This window comes from Oceanisphaera sp. (genome assembly GCF_048268965.1).
Lineage (GTDB): Bacteria > Pseudomonadota > Gammaproteobacteria > Enterobacterales > Aeromonadaceae > Oceanimonas.
Map to the genome: position 1 here is coordinate 104,986 of NZ_JBLWUK010000005.1, position 18,017 is coordinate 123,002.

The following is an 18,017-nucleotide window of genomic DNA, read 5'->3' on the forward strand; positions in this document are numbered from 1 at the left end:
TATTCCTATGTCACTTAACGATGGAAATATGAGCCGCTTCCTGTGGAGCAGCTTGCTTATCAAATTTTCACTAACCCCAACTGATCGTTGTACCGATAGCGGTTACCGTCCTTGTGATGCTGCAAACTGATTTCTCCTAATCGCTGCGATGTTCGCTCTACATCTTCGTTTCTTAACTCGCTCTGTTCTGCGATTAACACTGTGTAGTCTCGCGCTAACCACAGGCGATCGGCTCTTTGTGTACTTAACGGCTGATGCTCGATGCCGAGTAGTCGCTCGACATTGACCCAGCCACTTTTTCGGTCGTAGAGCTGAAATACCGCTTCTTTTTTGTCATTGATTACCCGATAAAGATTGAGTCCGGGGGCACTGTTGCGAAAACGGTTGAACTGCTGTGGTAGTGCCGTCATCCACCAGTAATCATCGGTATAGCCCCAAAGATTTTTCGGGCTATGGGCAGGTTCTCGGCCTTGTGACTCTCCTGTCAGGTAATGGCAACCCAGCGTACGACTGATAACAAAATGTTCCAGTGCAGTCAGTTGTTTAGAGGGTGCAGCATCATCTTTCATGACCCGTGGAACCGAATCCACGCCACGCTGTAAAGTCTTGCCATCCAGCACATCATTCAGGCTCTTGGATGGATTAAGCTGCCAGTCCCCCTGTTCATATCCCGGCCGGCTAAAGACATCTTTTTTCTCACCCCGATAGCCTTTCAGGTTGAACTGTAACAGCCCCATATTGGGTGTTTCGTTATCAGATACCCCTCGGTGGCGACGTACCCGGCCTGCCAATTGGATAATGGAGCGGAAAGAGGAAGGCTCCACTACCGCCCAGTCGAAATCGTGATCCCGCCCTACTTCTTCTACCGGGGTAGCCACCAGCACAAAAATCAAGTGCTTACTGTCACCGCTATCCAGATGCTGGCGGATCACCGGGTTATAAAAAGCCCCCTCAGGGTCATTGACCGGGATCTTGCGCTTTAATACCTGATCCAGATGTTGTTCCTGGGCGTGACGCAATAGCAGTACCTGCTGGCTGTGGTAGGCCATCACGCGCACTGTCACGTCATCTGGCCATGAGGCATCCAGCAAATATTCGGTTAATGCCACGCACGGTGAAATATTGGCGCAACGCACCACACCAAATGAAACGTGACGGCCGGTTTTATTGTCCTGATCGTGATGCTGGTAATGCTTGGCAAGCACCGCTTGCTGAATAGCAGAAAAATAGCTCGCTTCATGGGTGTCACCGGCTGAGGGAGCGGATAAAGGCACTATTTCCGCACGACGCTTAACCGGCTCGGCACGCAGTTTGGTTACCCGTTTTTCGACAAAACTGTGGTGAGCGGCTTGATAGTTGGCAGTTGCTGCTTCACCTTGATTCACGGTAACCAGCTGGGTTTTAAATTCATCAGTCCAGCCACAGGCAACCTGACTGTTCTGGTGGCGACTAGCGGCAAACAGCGCCCAGCCTTTTTGATAAGCGGAAAAATAACCGAGCGCCAGATCCGGCGGAATCGTCGCTGAAGAGATCATGACTTTACGCCCCAGCATGCCCGTCAGATAGATCAGCCGGCCAATGGCGACCAGATCTTCCCCGGTAAAGTCGTCAATCTCGTCGATCACCAAGTCCGATGACATCAAACGCAGGCTGGGCAGTATATAGCGACCGCCTCGGGTGGTTTCGGTGGCGGCTATGATATGGTCAATGGTGCAGGCCAGCACGGGGGCATAAAGCAAGGCGCGCTCTTTTCGACCGGTGAGTACTGTAGTTAACTCCTCTTCCGGCAGCAGATTTTTCCAGTGTTCATCATCGGCATAGCCGACCACGTCCTCTTGCTCACCCAGCAAGGATTCACAAGACTCAGAGCCAAAATCTTCATCTTCAGACGGCTGAGCTTCTTTCTCCAGTGGTTCAGCAGAACCCTGATGCAGTTCTAAAATCGCTTTTGAGCCGATCAACACCGCCAGCTCATCGTCTGCCAAACCAATACGATCACGATATTCATCGCCGGTTTGCAGGGTAAGAGTTCGCAGCCCTAGAGCCAGAATAAAGCGCAGACTTTGCTGATCATCCGACAGAGCTTGCATGATTTTAGCGTTGGCCAGGGTTTTTCCTCGCCCAGTACTGGCCATATTGACGATAAAGTACCCGCTGATCTTGTCGTCATGTTCCTGCCGGTATTTGTTAATGGCCGTCACCGCCTTATCCTGCCAGCCAAACTGTTTTTTGATTTCAGGGGTTAGATAACGGGATGGTTTGAGCTGCTGAACATCCTCCGCCTTTGGCGTGTCACGTTCAAAGCGCGGTAACATCCGGCAGGTATTAACGGCGACGTTAGCCACATTGACAAGATGCTCATCCAGCCGCTGTTTAAATTGACCTTTTTCTGGGCCATCACGGTGGGTGTTGGCAAACAGATTGACAGTGGTCGGCCAGTTTTTAGCCTGAGGTTGTGACGAATAGTAGTGATCGCCAACCATCAGGCAAAGCCGTGCATGATGGGCAATGGTACGCCAACTGCCATCCTTTACCGCATCAGCAAACAACGGCAAATGCGCTTGCAGTTGTCGAGCCCGATGACTGAGTGCCTGCAACCAGTGGGAAGAAGCTGACAGCAAGCCTTGTGGAAAGAGAAAGCAATCTGATAGGCGTTGCTGAAATTCCATTTCATCAAAACGGTTTTCATAACCCCATTGCTGACTGAGCCGCTTTAGCAATCGCTGCGGAGTATCATTGGTTAGGTCACCAAATTTATTCTTATTGTCGGGCTTGGGCAGACGATGATGAGACAGCACCAGCCATAACAACACAGCAGCAGCATCAGGCATTTCATTAAAAGGTGTATGCTCTTCCGACAACACAGGGATGGTCGCTTTTAACTGTTGCTCATCAATCGACTGCTTCAGTAGAGGCTCCAGCCAGCTATGATCTTGATCTGGCGCCTTGCCGGATTTAATCAACGCCATCAGCAACAAACTGGAGATCCATTCATGACGCAATGGATCGCCTTTAAAGCTGTTTTTTGATTGCGGGCTGAGCTTCTCCTGAAACAACTGAGTGGCCTTGCCCCAATCGTGTAACAACGCCGCCAGCCCAGTAAAGGCTTTAATCAACGGCAGGTATTTCCAGTTATGCTCATCACCGTTACCCAGCAGGTCTTGCTCGGTACTGTTCACGGGCACCACACCTTCAACATTAAATTTCTTTTTATTACCCACAATCCACAGTAGCTGACTACGTGCCCGCGAACGTATCCAGTGGCAGCTAACAGCTGTACTTTTACTGGCTGTTTGGCGCAGCATCTTGTTAACGGTATGCAAGCCGTCTTCGGTGATCAGGGTTTGCCAGGTGTTATCGCCAATGCGGTTGGCAAAGGCATCCAGCACGCGACGGGTTCTGGGTAGAGCTTTCTTTTCGCACTGGGAAACAAAGATCACCATCATAGCTTCTGCTCCTCAGCCGTTTCCGGTGCTCTACCTTGCAGGGCGATGCTTTTAACGGTATCAAATATGAAATCCAGGGCTTTATGATCAGTAAAGGCTTGTAATACCTGTTGGCGAAATTCCTGCTCGGTGGCCTTTTCTTTGGCACAAACAAACGCCCAGGGCAGCACCAATGCATCTTTAATCAGATCCGCCACATCAAACACCAAGGCGCCGCGACGGGTTTTACCGTGCATAACGGCAAAGCCGTGGGGGATCCCTAATACCCACAAACAGCAAGCTGCCAAGCCGTAAGCCAAGTAATTACCGTGATTGAGAAAATCATTGGCTTTATCTACCGACTGATGCTGGCGGGTAAAGCCACTCTGTCCGGTAGCCTGAGCGGCGTATTTATAGAGAGTTTTGGTTAGCTGAGCTTCCGTCAGCAGCAAGTCTGCGGATTTGGTTGCAGCAGCGGTGCGGGTATAAAAGGTATCCAGCGCTTTCTGGATCTCGCTGTCATTGAAGTTAAAGCCTTCCAACTTAAGGTCTCGGTCTTTCTGCCAGACCTGTCGCAAAAAGTCGATGCGAGCCTGCTGAAATTGCTGTGCAGCTTCTAGGCGTTTGCTGTCATCAAACCAGAAACTCAGCCATCCCTGCAGATATTCGGTTGGCCGATATTCACTTTGCGGAGTTAGCCACTCGACCTCACTTCCCATATAGAGTGGTGTGCCACCGCCGCCACAAAAGCCCACCAACACACCGGCCTGAGCCAGCATCCGCATGGCCGCTTGGGTAATTGATGTGCCATTACCCAACAACAGCACAGTGGTGTTGGCGATAGGTATGTTGTAGTAAAGGTTTTCTTTTTCTGCATCTGTCAGATAAAGCACTCGTCCATCTTTTTGCATCACCCGGCAGTATTCCAGATAAAACAGGTTGGCACGTTTTGAGTGCAAAATAGCTTTCAAGTCTGACGGTGATAAATCATCCATTTGGCATACCCTCATTGTGATGCATAACCCCACTCTCTCCTTTTCACTCACTCCCGCCAACACTGGTTATATAAACATGTAGCCTGAGGCGACATGTTGTTGTGGGTCAAGTAAACAACCAGGGCTTTATTTCGTCTTGATTGACTAGAATTAATTGTTGGGCGGCGGGGTTGCCGTCTAGCATTTTGATATTGACCTGCATTTCTTGTAATAAATAATGCGCGAGTGCGGCTCGGGTGCTGAGCTGTAATTCACCGTTTTGCATACTGTAGTCGTGAATAAGAGCGGCTTGCTGCGCCTCGCTTAAGCGGGGATCCGGCTGTAAACGCAAGGTAATATGCGTTTGCCACGCGGTATCAACTGGTAATGCGCCAAGGCTCTTGCCCTCTGGGCTGGGTTCGCCGTGTAACCTGCTCAGCACAAAGTCACGATAGTCCTGGGCTTTTTCACACCAGGCGCGCAGGTGCCAGCGACGGCCAGTGTTCACGAAGCGAATCGGCACAATAATGCGCCCGCTGTTATCAGGATTACTTACGGCACCATAGTCGACTTCTAACCGCTCTTCCTGGCGCATGGCATGAACGAGCGGACGCATGATATGGGGGCTAACGTTGCGGCTGGGTGGAACAAGAATGGCATGCGCCAGCTGATACTTGTTGTCTGCTGGCGGCAGATGAGCGCTTTGCCCGCTGATCCAGTCAAGATATTCGGCCACATCACCGGAAATGAAGGCAGGGGTAAATTGCTTGGTCGGCAAATATCCTTTGGCAGTGGCACAATAAAATAAATTATTGGCGTGCATCTGCAAATATTGATTTATATCCTTGCTGGCTTGTTGACGCCCAAGCTGAAAAAAGTGCTGCAGATGGCTACAAATTACGCGGCCTTCCCAGTTGGCAATGAGCTCGATTAGCCAATATCGGCGTTCAGGACGAGTTTTTATCATGTTCTCGTGTCGCGTTAAGGTTGACCTATTGCTTCCATTTAAAACAACAAACTCTTTTTATTCAAATTTATTTGTTTTTTAACCATAAAAGCAAACAGTGATTACCGGGTAATATCCTGCAATATTCGGGTTTTATTGTTTTTTATTCTGCCGCTCGACTTCTTTTAAATCCGTTATTTTTGAGCTCCGTTGCAATAACTCTGCAGACCAGGAAATGAATCTCTACGGAAAGTGAGGAGTGAGGAGTGAGGTGGATTACTTTTGAAGTTAAAAAAAAGCCCCAGCATGCTGGGGCTAACAACCAAACTACAGAGTGATTGCTCTGTACAAGTGCAATAGGCGGCTTAGCGCAGTTCGCGCAGGCTTTGAATGCGCTTTTCCAGTGGTGGGTGGCTCATGAACAATTCGCTCTTGCCTCTGCCGTTAATACCAAAGGCGGCCAACGAGCCTTCCAGTTCGGCTTGTGGGCCCTGGCCCAGTCGCTGCAGGGCGGATATCATTTTCTCTTTGCCGACCAGACGGGCCGCGCCTTCGTCGGCACGGTATTCGCGCAAGCGGCTAAACCACATCACGATAATGGAAGCGAGAATGCCAAACACCAGCTCCAGCACCATGACGGTGGCGAAGTAGGCAATGCCGCCCATGCCGCCGCCTTCTTCCTCTTCGTCGTTGCTAAGCACGCTGCTGATCAGGTTGGCCACCATACGGGCGAAGAACATGACAAAGGTGTTCACCACCCCTTGCAGCAAGGTCATGGTGACCATGTCACCGTTGGCAATGTGGCTTACTTCGTGAGCCAATACGGCTTCGGCTTCGTCGCGGCTCATGCTGTACATCAGGCCGCTGGATACTGCCACCAGCGAGCTGTTACGGCTGGCACCGGTGGCAAAGGCGTTCATCTCGGGTGAGTCGTAAATGCCCACTTCCGGCATGCCGATACCCGCCTGTTGTGCCTGACGAGTCACTGTGGATAGCAACCAGTGCTCCATTTCGTTACGGGGCTGTTCGATAACCTGTACGTTATAGGCGCGTTTGGCCATCCATTTGGAAATAAGCAGCGAGATAAAGGCGCCACCAAAACCAAACACGGCACAGAACACCAACAAGCCGCCTACGCTGCTACGGTTGATGCCCAACACCGAAAACACAATGTTCAACACCACGCCCAGTACCAGTACCACGGCCAGGTTGGTAGCGATAAACAACAGAATGCGTTTCATAGTCTTCCTTAATCAAAATGTCTGCAGACATAATATGTCTGCTTGAACGAAATTCAAGAGGTTGATTATGAATTATTTTATGAGCGGCGCAATATCAATAAAGTTATGCACGCTGTCACTGGCCTCGTCCCCCAACCAGGGGATCTCGCCTAAAAACGGCGCCTTGATGCGCTGTTTCAGGGCGTCGGCATTGGCCTGATAGTGGCTCATGTCGGGATCCACCTGATTCAGCACCCAACCAGCCACCACCAGACCGTCGTGACGGATGGCATCGAGGGTAAGCAAGGCATGGTTGATGCAGCCCAGTCGCGCCCCCACCACCAGGATCACCGGCAGGTGCTCTTTTTTTACCCAGTCGGATAAATATTGCTGCTCGTTAATAGGCAGGCGCCAGCCCCCCGCGCCTTCAACAAAAATCCAGTCGGCGGCGGTTTCCTTGAGTCGGGCCAGCCCCTCGCCAATGTGCGCCATGTTGATGGGTTCGTTAGCCTGTGCCGCCGCTATGTGGGGGGCAATGGCGGGGGCAAAGGCATAGGGGTTGTGCATGGCATAGGGCAAGACAATGGAAGAATTGGCTTGCAGGGTTAAGGCATCGCTGTTTTTCAATTCGCCGTCGATCAGCTCACAGCCCGATGCCACCGGCTTGTAGCCCAGGACTTTTCGTCCCGCTTCACTCGCGGCCTGCATGAGAGCCCGGGTGACCAGGGTTTTGCCTACTTCGGTGTCGGTGCCGGTAACAAAAAAGGTGTTAGCCATAAATCACTCCATATGCCAGCCGATAAGTCGCCACACAGTGGCCTTGGTTATTTACAGGATAGGTTAAATTAAGTTGCTGCCAGGTCTGTTTGCCCATCAGGCCGGTGCGGCGCGCGTGATTAACGCGATTGGCGCCTATGCCTTTCAAATCAAGCAAGAGCGCCTTTAAGTTGGCATACTCAAGCTGCTCGGTGGCGGGCCGGCATTGCCAGCGCCGTCCGGTCGCGTCAAGGTGTTGCTCCAGCTTACTGTAGCCAATAAAAGGATTGATGGGACTGGCTTGCCCCTGCTGCTGCCAGCACTCGGCCAGTTCAAACAGGCTGCCATCGACCAGGGTGGCAAACACCAGCACACCGCCGGGCTTCAGCCGCTTGCTCCAGTTGGCCAGCCAGGCCGCCGGGTTGGCACTCCATTGCAGACACAGGTTGGCAAAAATCCAGTCCAGGCTCTGTTCGGCCAGGGGTTGGGTATCCATGTCGGCACAAATGGGCAGGATATCGGCTTTATGCTGTGCCTGTTGCAGCATGGCGGGCGACAAGTCCAGCGCCAGCAGCTGCTCGGCCTTTTGTTTGAGTGCCGGCACAAACCAGCCGCTGCCACAGCCTAAATCCAGCCCCACTGCCACCTGCTCGGGCAGGTACTCCAGCAAGGCGTTGCCACTGCGCCGCTGCAGTTCATTATGCTGCTCGTAGCTGTGTGCGGCGCGGCCAAAGGCACTGGCCACTTTTTGCTTGTCTATCGGTATAGCGCTGGTTGGTGATAGATTCAGGGGCATAAGTAATATCGCCTAACTCGTATTAATGCTTAAAGACTTTCTCGCCACGGAATCCACGGACCCCACGGAAAAATCAAGATTAAGATCAAAAACTCAAGATGTTGGGCAACGCCTCAACAAGTCACCATTACCTGATCCCTGTTCCCTTGTATTATTGCTCTTCGTCCGTGGTTTCCGTGGATTCCGTGGCAAAAAATATGTTTAAAATCATCCTGCTAACGCAGGACCGGCAGCTAAAGCGCCGGGCTACAAAAAACTGCGCGGTGCCTGTCTTTAACTTACCGCTTACGGCTGTGTTTAATGGCCTTTTCCAGGGCCGTCAGCAAGGCGGTGATATCGGCGGCAGTGTGGGCGGCACTTAAGGTAATGCGCAGCCGGGCCGAGCCTTTGGGCACGGTCGGGGGTCGAATTGCCCCCACCCAGCAGCCCTGTTCGCGCAGTTGGGCGGCCAGTTGCAGCGTGGCTTGCTCGTCACCCACTAAAAGGGGCTGAATGGCGGTATTTGAAGGCAACAGGCTAAACGGCAGTTGCGCTGTGCCATGGCGAAACTGGGCAATGCGCTGCTGTAATTGTTCACGCTGGTCATCCGCTTGCTGCACCAGACGCACGGCGGCCAGAATGGCGGCGGCCTGGGGCGGGGGCAAATGGGTGCTGTAAACATAGCTGCGGGCATGATTGTGCAAATAATCAATTAACGCCCGACTGCCGCCAATAAAGGCACCACTCACGCCCAGTGCCTTGCCAAAGGTGCCCATGGTGATCTGTACCTTGTGCGACGCTATGCCTTGCTCGCTCAAGGTGCCACAGCCCTGGGTGCCCAACACCCCCAGGCCATGGGCATCGTCGATCATCAGCCAGTTGCCGCTTTGCCCGGCAAGCCGGGTTAAGCCATGCCAGTCACCCTGGTCGCCGTCCATGCTGAACACACCTTCCGAGACTATTAGCCCGCTGTGCGGCTTGAGCTTGCCAGCCAACACGGCCATGTCGTTATGGGCAAAGCGCTGCATGCGTGCCGGGCTTAACAGGCCGGCTTCCTGCAACGAGGCATGATTGAGCCTGTCTTGCCACAGGCTGTGCTCTTTGCCGAGCAAGGCTTTAATCACCGCCTGATTGGCAGAAAAGCCCGAGCTGAACAACATGACCGCTTCCAGCCCCAGCCAATCGGTCAGTTCGGCTTCCAGCTGCCGGTGAACCGCCTGGTGCCCCACCACCAGCGGCGACGCCACCGCACCCACTCCGAATTCACGGGCGGCCGCATCACTGGCGGTGATCAGCTCGGGCGCCTGGCTCAAGCCTAAATAGTCGTTACCGGCAAAGTTGAGATAGGTCTTGCCGTGGCTGAAAAGCTGCCGGCCACTCACCCGGTCTATGACCGGCAAGCTGCGCTTAAGGCCCGCTGCATCACGTTCGGCCAGGCTCAAATTAAAGGGCATATTTTTACCTTAATAATAACGAACCAGACCTAAACCTATTTTTGCCACGGAATACACGGAAGAACACGGAAAAATCAAGATAAGCTCGGAAAAGTATTTTATTTGCAAGCTCTTAACTACAACGGCATCAGGCGCCAGGCCTTGCTTTTACCAATAAGTTCTCGGTACTTTTCGCTCTTAGAACAGGTTAATTTTTCTGTGGGTTCCGTGGATTCCGTGGCAAGAGGTTTTTAATGTTTAAGCTTCGTAATAAAGCGGTTTGGGCTCATTCTGGGCGGCGATTTGTTCGTGCAGCTTTATTTCGGCCATTTCATCGGGCTTTTGGCTCACGCCGCTGGGGCGTATCCCCAGGCGCTTGAACAGTTGCATGTCGCTGTTTTCATCCGGGTTGGGGGTAGTGAGCAGCTTGCAGCCATAAAAGATGGAGTTGGCACCGGCCATAAAACACATGGCTTGCATTTGATCGTTCATTTTTTCGCGCCCCGCGGATAACCGCACATGACTCTTGGGCATCAGAATGCGGGCCACGGCTATGGTGCGAATAAAGTCGAAATCGTCCAGGTCTTCCTGATTTTCCATCGGCGTGCCTTTTACCTTCACCAGCATATTGATGGGCACGCTTTCCGGCTGCCGTGGCAGGTTGGCCAGTGCCTGCAACAGGCCGGCTCTGTCTTCCGGGCTTTCACCCAGGCCCACAATACCGCCGGAGCACACTTTCATGCCGGAATTACGCACGTTCTCCAGGGTATTCAGACGATCGGCATAGGTACGGGTGGTAATGATGTCGCCGTAATATTCGGGGCTGGTGTCCAGGTTGTGGTTGTAATAATCCAGCCCGGCGTCGGCCAGCCGTTCGGCCTGCTTGTCATCGAGCATGCCCAGGGTCATGCAGGTTTCCAGCCCCAGGGACTTCACTTCCTGCACCATTTTTTCCAAGTACGGCATATCGCGCTCTTTGGGGTTGCGCCAGGCGGCGCCCATGCAAAACCGGCTGGAGCCATTGGCTTTGGCCTCTTTGGCGCGCTCGAGCACTTTTTCCATTTCCATCAGGCGTTCGGTTTCAAGGCCGGTGTTGTAACGGGCACTTTGCGGACAATACTTGCAGTCTTCGGGGCAGGCGCCGGTTTTAATGGACAACAAGGTGCTTACCTGCACTTCGTTGGCGTCAAAGTGGGCACGGTGCACTTGCTGGGCTTCAAACAGCAAATCGAATAGCGGTCGGTCAAACAGTGCGAGCACTTGCTCACGGCTCCAGTGGGATTGGCTCATGGCCTGCTTCCTTTCTTGTTAGCAGTGATGGTTTCACGGCAATAGTTCGGCAGTATTTTTGTTGGCTAGTGTAAGCGCCAATGGTAGCCTGTCAACAACAAACACAACCATACGTTTACGACTGATTACTTTATGAGCAACCCTTCTACTAATAGCCTTGCCCCCGTCGCCTTAACCAATGCCGAGTTCGATCTGCAGCATCTGTGGCACCCCTATACTTCTCTCACCCAGCCTTTGCCTTGCTATACGGTGGAACGGGCCGAAGGGGTCTATTTGCACCTGGCCGATGGCAGGCAGCTGATTGATGGCATGTCATCCTGGTGGGCCTGTTTGCACGGTTACAATGTGCCCGAGCTGAATGCCGCGGTTAACCAGCAGCTAACGAACATGTCTCATGTGATGTTTGGCGGCCTGACCCACGATCCGGCCATTAACCTGTGTCGCGCCCTCACCGAGATTTTACCCGTGGGGCTGGATCGCTTCTTTTTGGCCGACTCGGGGTCGGTGTCGGTGGAAGTAGCGCTGAAAATGGCCATTCAATACTGGCATGGCAAAGGCACCCCCAAAACTCTGTTTGCCGCCCTGAACAAGGGGTATCACGGCGACACCTTTGGTGCCATGAGCGTGTGTGACCCCAACGGCGGCATGCACAGCCTGTATAAAGGCTTTTTGCCCGAGCATGTGTTTATAGAAAGCCCCCAAAGCCGCTTTGGCGGAGATTGGAATCCCCAAGACTTGCAGCCTCTGGCGCAGCTGTTGGCCGAGCGCCATCACGAGCTGGCGGCGCTGGTGCTGGAGCCCATAGTACAAGGCGCCGGTGGCATGTGTTTTTATCACCCGGAATACCTTAAAGGGGCCCGCGCCTTGTGCAGCCAATATGAGGTGTTGTTGATTGTGGATGAAATTGCCACCGGCTTTGGTCGTACCGGCAAGCTGTTTGCCTGTGAGTGGGCCGATATTGCGCCGGACATCATGTGCATTGGCAAAGCGCTCACCGGCGGCTACATGACGATGGCGGCCACCATTACCACCCAGCAGGTGGCCAACACCATTTGTAACGGCCCCGCCGGGGTGCTGATGCACGGCCCCACCTTTATGGCCAATCCGCTAGCCTGCGCCGTGGCCCTGGCCTCCCTGAACTTGCTGTTAAGCTCGCCCTGGCAGGCGCGAGTTGAGGCCATTGAACGTCAGTTAACCCAAGAGCTGGCCCCGGCAGCCGAATTGCCGGCAGTAGCGGATGTACGAGTTTTGGGCGGGATCGGTGTGATTGAGTTACATCGGCCGGTGGATGTGGCGAGCGTGCAGCAACAGCTGGTGGAGTTAGGCGTGTGGATCCGCCCCTTTGGCAAGCTACTGTATGTAATGCCGCCTTACATTATTACCCCCGAGCAGCTGAGTCAGCTTACACGAGCGATGCTGCTTGTTTGTGAGGAGTATGGGGAGAGTAAAAGGTGAAGGGTAAACACGCGGTACGTTTGGCGCTGTACGCCATACGCTAAAGGCACACACCGATTTTTCGTATAGCGTATAACATACGGCTTTCTTTTTCAGCGTTTGCTCACCGCCGACAGGGCTTTGGCCTGACTCAGGTTGGCCACCGCCTTGGGGTAATAACGGGGCGACGCATCGATGGCGCGCTGAAATAGGCTGGCGGCCTCTTCAGCCGCGCCTTCCATTAGCGCGATGTAGCCCAAATCGTTGAACGCTTCAGCCGGAGAGCCATTTTTTTGCAATGCCGCCAGAGCTTCGGACTTGCGACCCCAGCGATAATACAGCAGCCCCAGGTTGCTCCAGGCTCGTTGGTATTGCGGATCCTGATTCACCGCTCGAGTTAACGCCCGCTCGGCCTGAGGGTACTCACCTTCCAGATAATAGGAAAAGCCCAGGTTGGTATGCAACATGGCCAGACCCGGCTGTATTTTAAGCGCGCACTGGTAATAGTGGCGAGCCTGCTCGCCCTGCTCCAGTATGTCTGCCAGCAAGCCTAGCCCGTTGTAGCTGCGCCAGGGTGACTCATTATCGGTAACACAGGTTTCTGGCCCCCCCGCCGGCGCCTTGAGCCGAGACTGGTCGGCCGCTACTACTTCCTGCAGCAGGGCTTCGGCTTCCTGATGACGTTTCATGTCCACCAGCAATAACGCCAGTGCTTCTTTCAGCTCCAATCGTTTGCTATCGCTAACCATGGCCTGCCGATAAGCCTCTTCAGCCTGGCTGTTATTGTTGCGCTGTTGTTCCAGCCTGGCGATATTAAGGTAAACCTCTGCCTTGTTAAACTGATTAAATTCCAGCGCCTGACGATTGGCATAAATCATGGAGTCTATATTACCCGATGCCTGAGACTGGGCGATCAGCATACTGGCCTCGCTCGCATTGGTCGGTTTGATCACCCCAGAGCCGGGGGACTTGGTTCCCAGCAGCCCACTATTGTCCGTATTATTGGTACTGGCACAGCCACTTAACAGCAGCATGATGACTAACGCAATTGTATTCTTGTTATTCATTATTAGATCCCTAAACCAGTCCGTGGTCAAAACAGCATAACCAAGCCTACTCCTTAAGGGTAGCCATATTGGCCCACCTCGTTTATTTAGCCAGCCTCAGCCCATGATGACAGCAATCACATGCTGCCGAACACCTTGAACACCTTGAGCAAGGCGGGGCCTATGGCCACGATAAAAAAGGACGGCCAAATGAAAAATACCAACGGAAAAATCATCTTGGTGCCGATTTTGGCCGCCATTTCTTCCGCCTCCTGCTTGCGCTTGATACGGTATTCATCGGCATAGGTACGCAGGGTTTCGGCAATACTGGTACCCAGCTGAATGCACTGGTTAATGGCCACGTTCAGGCCACGAAAGTCTTCCAGCCCGGTACGCAAAATAAACTCGTCAAATGCCTGCTTCATGCTCAGCCCCGCTCGCAACTTTGCGGAAATCAGCCCCAGCTCTTCGGCCAGTTCTGCATGGTTAAGGGTGATTTCCCGCGCCACCCGCTGCAGGGCTGCATTAAAGCCCATGCCAGCCTCGGTACACACTACCAATAAATCCAATGCATCCGGCATCGCCATTTTTAGCTGTGTCACACGCCTGTCAGCCACACGCTCCAATACAAATACCGGCAGCACATAGGCCACATAGGACACCCCCAGTAGTACCAACAGGATGACGCTGTAAGCAAGCGACGTGCTGGTCAGCATGATCACCAGCGCAATCAGCACAGACAAGAGCACCGTCAGCAGTCGTATGCCGCAGAACACCCGATAGGCGGCGTTTTTCTGATAGCCGGCATGCACCAACAGGGTACGAATCCGATGTCCACTAAAAGTACCGGGCCCGCCGTTTTTGGCCAATACCAGCCTCTGCTCCAGACTGTCTTGCAGCTGACCCTCCACCTGCTGCTGCATCTGATTCAGCCGCCGACGATGGGGACTGGTCACCCCGCTCGCCACCAGTGCCACCGCCCAGAAAAGGGTCATCACCGACAGCATCACTCCGCCGATCAGCAACCACTGACGCATTCGAGGGTCCGACAAGTTCGCGTTAAACAACTCAGTCAACTCTGTCATGTTACACCTCGATCTTGATAATGTGGCTGATCCACCAGATGCCCAACATCATGGCGATGCCACCATAAATAAGCAGCTGACGCCCTTCCTTGGTTGTCACCAACTCGGTGATATAATCCGGGGTAGTCACATACATCACTGCAAACAAGGCGAAAGGGAGCAATACCAATATCCAACCCGACATACGCCCCTCGGCAGACAGGGTTTTCAGCTGACGGTTGAACTTGAAACGGTCACGGATAATAACCGTCAGCTTGTCGATGTTTTCCACCAGGTTACCACCGGTTTCTCGCTGCACCTGCACCGCGCTGATCAAGGCCATGTTAGACACACTAGGCACCCGCTCCAGCAGCCCGGTCATGGCCTTGCGAATGTCTTTTCGGTAGTTGATATCGGCAAATACCAGGGCAAATTCCCGGCCCAGCGGGTTGGGCATCTGCTCGCTGATCAACTTGATGGTGTCGGCAAAGGAATAACCCGCTTGCAAACCCCGCTTCATGATATCCAGCGCCTCGGGCAACTGTTGCTCATAGAGCGACAACCGCTGATAATAATTACGTTTGAGTTTAAAATGCACGGCCAAGGCGGGTAATAACAGTGCCATCAGTACCATGAACCAACCGTGCCATAGCCACCAACTCAACACCGCCAATAGCAGACTCACGACGACGACCAAAAGTACCAGCTGATAGGCATAAAGCCGCGAGCCGGCCAGCTCCAGAGCAAAGGCCACCCGTTCCAAAAGTCCCGAAGTTTCCAGCCGCCTCAGTAACGGCGAAAGCGCATCCAGTCGCTTGGTACGATAGATAGACACCTGTTGCTGAGCCCGGTTTTCCACCTCCAGCGCCGCCAGCCGACGCTTGAGCAGGGCAGAACGATTCAGCTTGGGCTGCGTTACCGGCACAAACATGGCCAGGCTTAAAAACACCACCGCCAGCCCCACCAGTGCCAGAAAGATAAGGGTATTACTGGTCATAAGACCTCCCGCTAAAAAATGTCTCGGTGTAAACCATCATCACCAAACAGGCTACGTGGCAATACCATGCCCCGCCGCGCTAGGCGATCGTAGAAGTTGGGCATGACACCGGTTGGACGATGGCGCCCCAGCACGTTGCCGTCGGCGTCGATACCGGTGCGCTCGAAGGTAAAGATTTCCGACAGGGTAATGGTTTCACCTTCCATGCCGTGCACCTCCTGCATGCTGACCATGCGACGTTTACCGTCTTCTTGCCGCTCCAATTGAATGATCAGATCCAGCGCCGACGCCACCTGAGCCCGAATGTTTTTTATCGGCATATCGAAGCCAGTCATGGCCACCATGTTTTCGAGTCTACCCAGGGCATCACGCGGGGTGTTCGCATGAATGGTGGTGAGGGAACCTTCGTGGCCAGTGTTCATGGCGGTGAGCATGTCGAAGGCCTCGGCACCACGCACCTCCCCCACTACAATGCGGTCGGGGCGCATTCGCAGGGTATTTTTCATCAGGTCACGCATGGCCACTTCGCCCCGGCCCTCGATATTGGCAGGCCGGCTTTCCAGCTGCACCACATGAGGCTGTTGCAGCTGCAGCTCGGCGGAGTCTTCCACCGTGATAATGCGCTGATTGGAGGGAATAAAGCCGGACAGTATGTTAAGAAAGGTGGTTTTACCGGTTCCAGTACCACCGGAGATAATAATATTGAGTTTGCCCTTGACCACAGCCTCCATTACCTCGGCTACCGCCGAGGTAATGGTACCAAAGTCGATTAGGGTATCTACTGACAGTTTTTCGACCGTAAAGCGACGTATGGAAAGTACGGGGCCGTTTAACGCCAGCGGCGGAATAATGGCGTTCACCCTAGAGCCATCTTTCAAACGGGCATCCACCATAGGCGATAGCTCATCGATGCGGCGGCCCACGCTGGAGACAATGCGCTCTATCACCCCCATTAGATGCGCATCATCATTAAAGGTAAGCGGCACCCGCTCTATACGCCCGCTGCGTTCTACATAAATGTGTTTGGCGCCGTTGACCATAATATCGGCAATACTGGGGTCGGCCAGCAAGGGCTCGAGCGGGCCATGGCCCAGTATTTCATCAAGCAGCTGCCGCACTATCTTGTGCCGGGAGTCCACCGACAAGGGGGTGGGCGAGTCTTGCATTATCTTGAAGCACAGGCGTTCAATCTGCTCGCTGGCCTGCTCGCGAGAAGTGGTCTGTAACATAGGCAAGTCCAGCATATCCATCAGCTTGCCATGCAGACGATGTTTGTGGCTTTCTTCCTCACCGTTAAGTATATAATCTTCCAGGTTCATCCTTGACCCCCAATATTGTTCGGTGCCGTTCGGCTCTGTCATTCAGTGCTACTCCGAACAGCTATTCTGTGCTGGTCACATCAGCTATTAATGCTGATCAAACCCGTTATTCAGTGCTAACCAAGCCACCTTTTCAGCAAGCCCGGCTTTGTCGTCTGTGGCGTATCCTGCGGAGTCATCTCTCCGACCATATCTTCGAACACCTTGACCAACTTATGTTTTTTTTCTATTTCCACCACCAGCTTGCCCAGGTCGGTACAGTTTTCTGCCAAGGTAAAGTCATTAAGCAGCGTCAGAATCTGCGTGATCTCGGTGGTGTGTTCTATTTTCTTTAACGAGAGATCCTTTTTCTTGTCGTAACGGTTTATGACCAGAATAATTCTGCTTTTCGGTATGCCCAGCTCTTGCCGGAGCCGTTTTAGCAGATACATGGTTTCACGCAGCGCAGACAACGACTGCTGCATGACCACCAGTATATGGTCGGCACATTCCAGAACCGGTAAATTCCAGCTCTCGGGCCCTCGGGACAAGTCTACTACTACCTGCTGGTACTGGCTGCGCAACAGGTACATCAGCTGGGAACAGCTTTTGGCCGTCGGCACATAGTGTTCGGTTAACGCCGGTGGCACCGATGGCAGCACATCGAGCCGCTCCCGTGCCGGGCTGACCATACCTGCCAGCGCCATGGCATCCATTTCCGTGGCTCTTTCAATGCCGCTGGCCAGGCTGCCCTGTTTGTCGTGAACATTCAGGTAATCTGCCAGGGATCCATAATGCAGGTTGGCATCAACCAGTAACACCTTGTCTTCATCTTCAGTCTGACTCAGCGCATACCCCAGGTTGGCACAGATAAAACTGGCGCCAGATCCGGGCTTGCCATTGACCACCACGGTCACCGGCGCCAACTGGGCACTGGCCGCCAGCTTGTCCGCCACCCGGGTTAATGCCGACCACAACTCTGTCGGCTGATAGTCGAAGGGCAAGAAGTCAACCGCCCCCAGCCGCATTGAACGGCGCATCAGGCCGATATGGCTGGGGTCGCCCACTACAATAACCGGCAGAGACTGCGCCGACCGGCGTTCCAGCTCATCAAAAACAGTGGCAATCATGGGATGATCCACCAACAACAATACCTGCCGGCCCGACTTGGGCAGCGTATCCTGTTCGGATAGACGCCGCAGCTGCAACTGGCTGGACTGGAGCTGATCCTGCAACTTTGGCCATATTTGACCGCCCGGATCTATCACGCTGATTTGCAACGGACAGGCCAATATCAGACGGGGTGTTGAAACGCTTTCTAGTTCTACATTTTTGGCGTCTGTCATAAATCACTCCAAA

14 protein-coding genes are annotated in these 18,017 nt (G+C 53.4%); 1 reads left to right on the forward strand and 13 read right to left on the reverse strand.

Annotation, left to right across the window (positions count from 1 at the left end; all coding sequences use genetic code 11):
- Positions 1 to 59: 59 nt before the first annotated feature.
- The 8 genes from cas3f to bioB form a co-directional block, all read right to left on the reverse strand.
- Complete coding sequence (gene cas3f, locus ACN0VL_RS04545) at positions 60 to 3,446, reverse strand: type I-F CRISPR-associated helicase Cas3f (RefSeq protein ID WP_417614940.1); 3,387 nt, start codon at positions 3,444 to 3,446, stop codon at positions 60 to 62.
- Complete coding sequence (cas1f, locus tag ACN0VL_RS04550) at positions 3,443 to 4,420, reverse strand: type I-F CRISPR-associated endonuclease Cas1f (RefSeq protein ID WP_417614941.1); 978 nt, start codon at positions 4,418 to 4,420, stop codon at positions 3,443 to 3,445. The genes cas3f and cas1f overlap by 4 nt, the downstream gene beginning before the upstream one ends.
- A 106-nt stretch (positions 4,421 to 4,526) precedes the next feature.
- Positions 4,527 to 5,366: a transcriptional regulator gene (locus ACN0VL_RS04555; RefSeq protein WP_417614942.1), complete on the reverse strand. Its 840-nt coding sequence runs from the start codon at positions 5,364 to 5,366 to the stop codon at positions 4,527 to 4,529.
- Positions 5,367 to 5,710: 344 nt separating this feature from the next.
- Positions 5,711 to 6,586, reverse strand: coding sequence for a protease HtpX (gene htpX, locus ACN0VL_RS04560; protein ID WP_417614943.1), 876 nt, complete (start codon positions 6,584 to 6,586; stop codon positions 5,711 to 5,713).
- A 72-nt stretch (positions 6,587 to 6,658) separates the two neighbouring features.
- Positions 6,659 to 7,342, reverse strand: a complete 684-nt coding sequence (gene bioD / locus ACN0VL_RS04565) for a dethiobiotin synthase (RefSeq protein WP_417614944.1) — start codon at positions 7,340 to 7,342, stop codon at positions 6,659 to 6,661.
- Positions 7,335 to 8,117, reverse strand: a complete 783-nt coding sequence (gene bioC / locus ACN0VL_RS04570) for a malonyl-ACP O-methyltransferase BioC (protein WP_417614945.1) — start codon at positions 8,115 to 8,117, stop codon at positions 7,335 to 7,337. Before bioC ends, bioD begins: the two co-directional genes overlap by 8 nt.
- 278 nt (positions 8,118 to 8,395) lie before the next feature.
- On the reverse strand, positions 8,396 to 9,550 hold the full coding sequence (gene bioF / locus ACN0VL_RS04575) for an 8-amino-7-oxononanoate synthase (RefSeq protein ID WP_417614946.1): 1,155 nt from the start codon (positions 9,548 to 9,550) through the stop codon (positions 8,396 to 8,398).
- A 237-nt stretch (positions 9,551 to 9,787) separates the two neighbouring features.
- The gene (gene bioB, locus ACN0VL_RS04580) at positions 9,788 to 10,819 is read right to left on the reverse strand and encodes a biotin synthase BioB (protein ID WP_417614947.1); all 1,032 of its coding nucleotides are present in this window, start codon (positions 10,817 to 10,819) and stop codon (positions 9,788 to 9,790) included.
- Between the two features lie 132 nt (positions 10,820 to 10,951).
- Here bioB and bioA point away from each other — a divergent pair, with 132 nt between their 5' ends.
- A complete protein-coding gene (gene bioA / locus ACN0VL_RS04585; protein WP_417614948.1) occupies positions 10,952 to 12,274 on the forward strand; it encodes an adenosylmethionine--8-amino-7-oxononanoate transaminase in 1,323 nt (440 codons plus the stop codon).
- 92 nt (positions 12,275 to 12,366) lie between these two features.
- Here bioA and ACN0VL_RS04590 read toward each other — a convergent pair whose 3' ends face one another.
- The 5 genes from ACN0VL_RS04590 to ACN0VL_RS04610 all read right to left on the reverse strand — a co-directional run bounded on the left by ACN0VL_RS04590 (position 12,367) and on the right by ACN0VL_RS04610 (position 18,004).
- Positions 12,367 to 13,320, reverse strand: a complete 954-nt coding sequence (locus ACN0VL_RS04590; RefSeq protein WP_417614949.1) for a tetratricopeptide repeat protein — start codon at positions 13,318 to 13,320, stop codon at positions 12,367 to 12,369.
- A 116-nt stretch (positions 13,321 to 13,436) separates the two neighbouring features.
- Positions 13,437 to 14,336, reverse strand: coding sequence for a type II secretion system F family protein (locus ACN0VL_RS04595; protein ID WP_417614950.1), 900 nt, complete (start codon positions 14,334 to 14,336; stop codon positions 13,437 to 13,439).
- A gap of 49 nt (positions 14,337 to 14,385) precedes the next feature.
- On the reverse strand, positions 14,386 to 15,360 hold the full coding sequence (locus tag ACN0VL_RS04600) for a type II secretion system F family protein (protein WP_417614951.1): 975 nt from the start codon (positions 15,358 to 15,360) through the stop codon (positions 14,386 to 14,388).
- 11 nt (positions 15,361 to 15,371) lie between these two features.
- The gene (locus ACN0VL_RS04605) at positions 15,372 to 16,679 is read right to left on the reverse strand and encodes a CpaF family protein (RefSeq protein ID WP_417614952.1); all 1,308 of its coding nucleotides are present in this window, start codon (positions 16,677 to 16,679) and stop codon (positions 15,372 to 15,374) included.
- Positions 16,680 to 16,795: 116 nt separating this feature from the next.
- On the reverse strand, positions 16,796 to 18,004 hold the full coding sequence (locus ACN0VL_RS04610; RefSeq protein ID WP_417614953.1) for an AAA family ATPase: 1,209 nt from the start codon (positions 18,002 to 18,004) through the stop codon (positions 16,796 to 16,798).
- Positions 18,005 to 18,017: the final 13 nt, after the last annotated feature.

Excerpts from the sequence above, each read along its gene's own strand:
- ACN0VL_RS04600 (WP_417614951.1), bottom strand. The coding sequence starts at position 15,360 with ATGACCAGTAATACCCTTATCTTTCTGGCACTGGTGGGGCTGGCGGTG.
- cas1f (WP_417614941.1), bottom strand. The coding sequence starts at position 4,420 with ATGGATGATTTATCACCGTCAGACTTGAAAGCTATTTTGCACTCAAAA.
- htpX (WP_417614943.1), bottom strand. The coding sequence starts at position 6,586 with ATGAAACGCATTCTGTTGTTTATCGCTACCAACCTGGCCGTGGTACTG.
- ACN0VL_RS04595 (WP_417614950.1), bottom strand. The coding sequence starts at position 14,336 with ATGCGTCAGTGGTTGCTGATCGGCGGAGTGATGCTGTCGGTGATGACC.
- cas3f (WP_417614940.1), bottom strand. The coding sequence starts at position 3,446 with ATGATGGTGATCTTTGTTTCCCAGTGCGAAAAGAAAGCTCTACCCAGA.
- bioA (WP_417614948.1), top strand. The coding sequence starts at position 10,952 with ATGAGCAACCCTTCTACTAATAGCCTTGCCCCCGTCGCCTTAACCAAT.
- bioB (WP_417614947.1), bottom strand. The coding sequence starts at position 10,819 with ATGAGCCAATCCCACTGGAGCCGTGAGCAAGTGCTCGCACTGTTTGAC.
- ACN0VL_RS04610 (WP_417614953.1), bottom strand. The coding sequence starts at position 18,004 with ATGACAGACGCCAAAAATGTAGAACTAGAAAGCGTTTCAACACCCCGT.
- ACN0VL_RS04590 (WP_417614949.1), bottom strand. The coding sequence starts at position 13,320 with ATGAATAACAAGAATACAATTGCGTTAGTCATCATGCTGCTGTTAAGT.
- ACN0VL_RS04555 (WP_417614942.1), bottom strand. The coding sequence starts at position 5,366 with ATGATAAAAACTCGTCCTGAACGCCGATATTGGCTAATCGAGCTCATT.
- ACN0VL_RS04605 (WP_417614952.1), bottom strand. The coding sequence starts at position 16,679 with ATGAACCTGGAAGATTATATACTTAACGGTGAGGAAGAAAGCCACAAA.
- bioF (WP_417614946.1), bottom strand. The coding sequence starts at position 9,550 with ATGCCCTTTAATTTGAGCCTGGCCGAACGTGATGCAGCGGGCCTTAAG.
- bioC (WP_417614945.1), bottom strand. The coding sequence starts at position 8,117 with ATGCCCCTGAATCTATCACCAACCAGCGCTATACCGATAGACAAGCAA.
- bioD (WP_417614944.1), bottom strand. The coding sequence starts at position 7,342 with ATGGCTAACACCTTTTTTGTTACCGGCACCGACACCGAAGTAGGCAAA.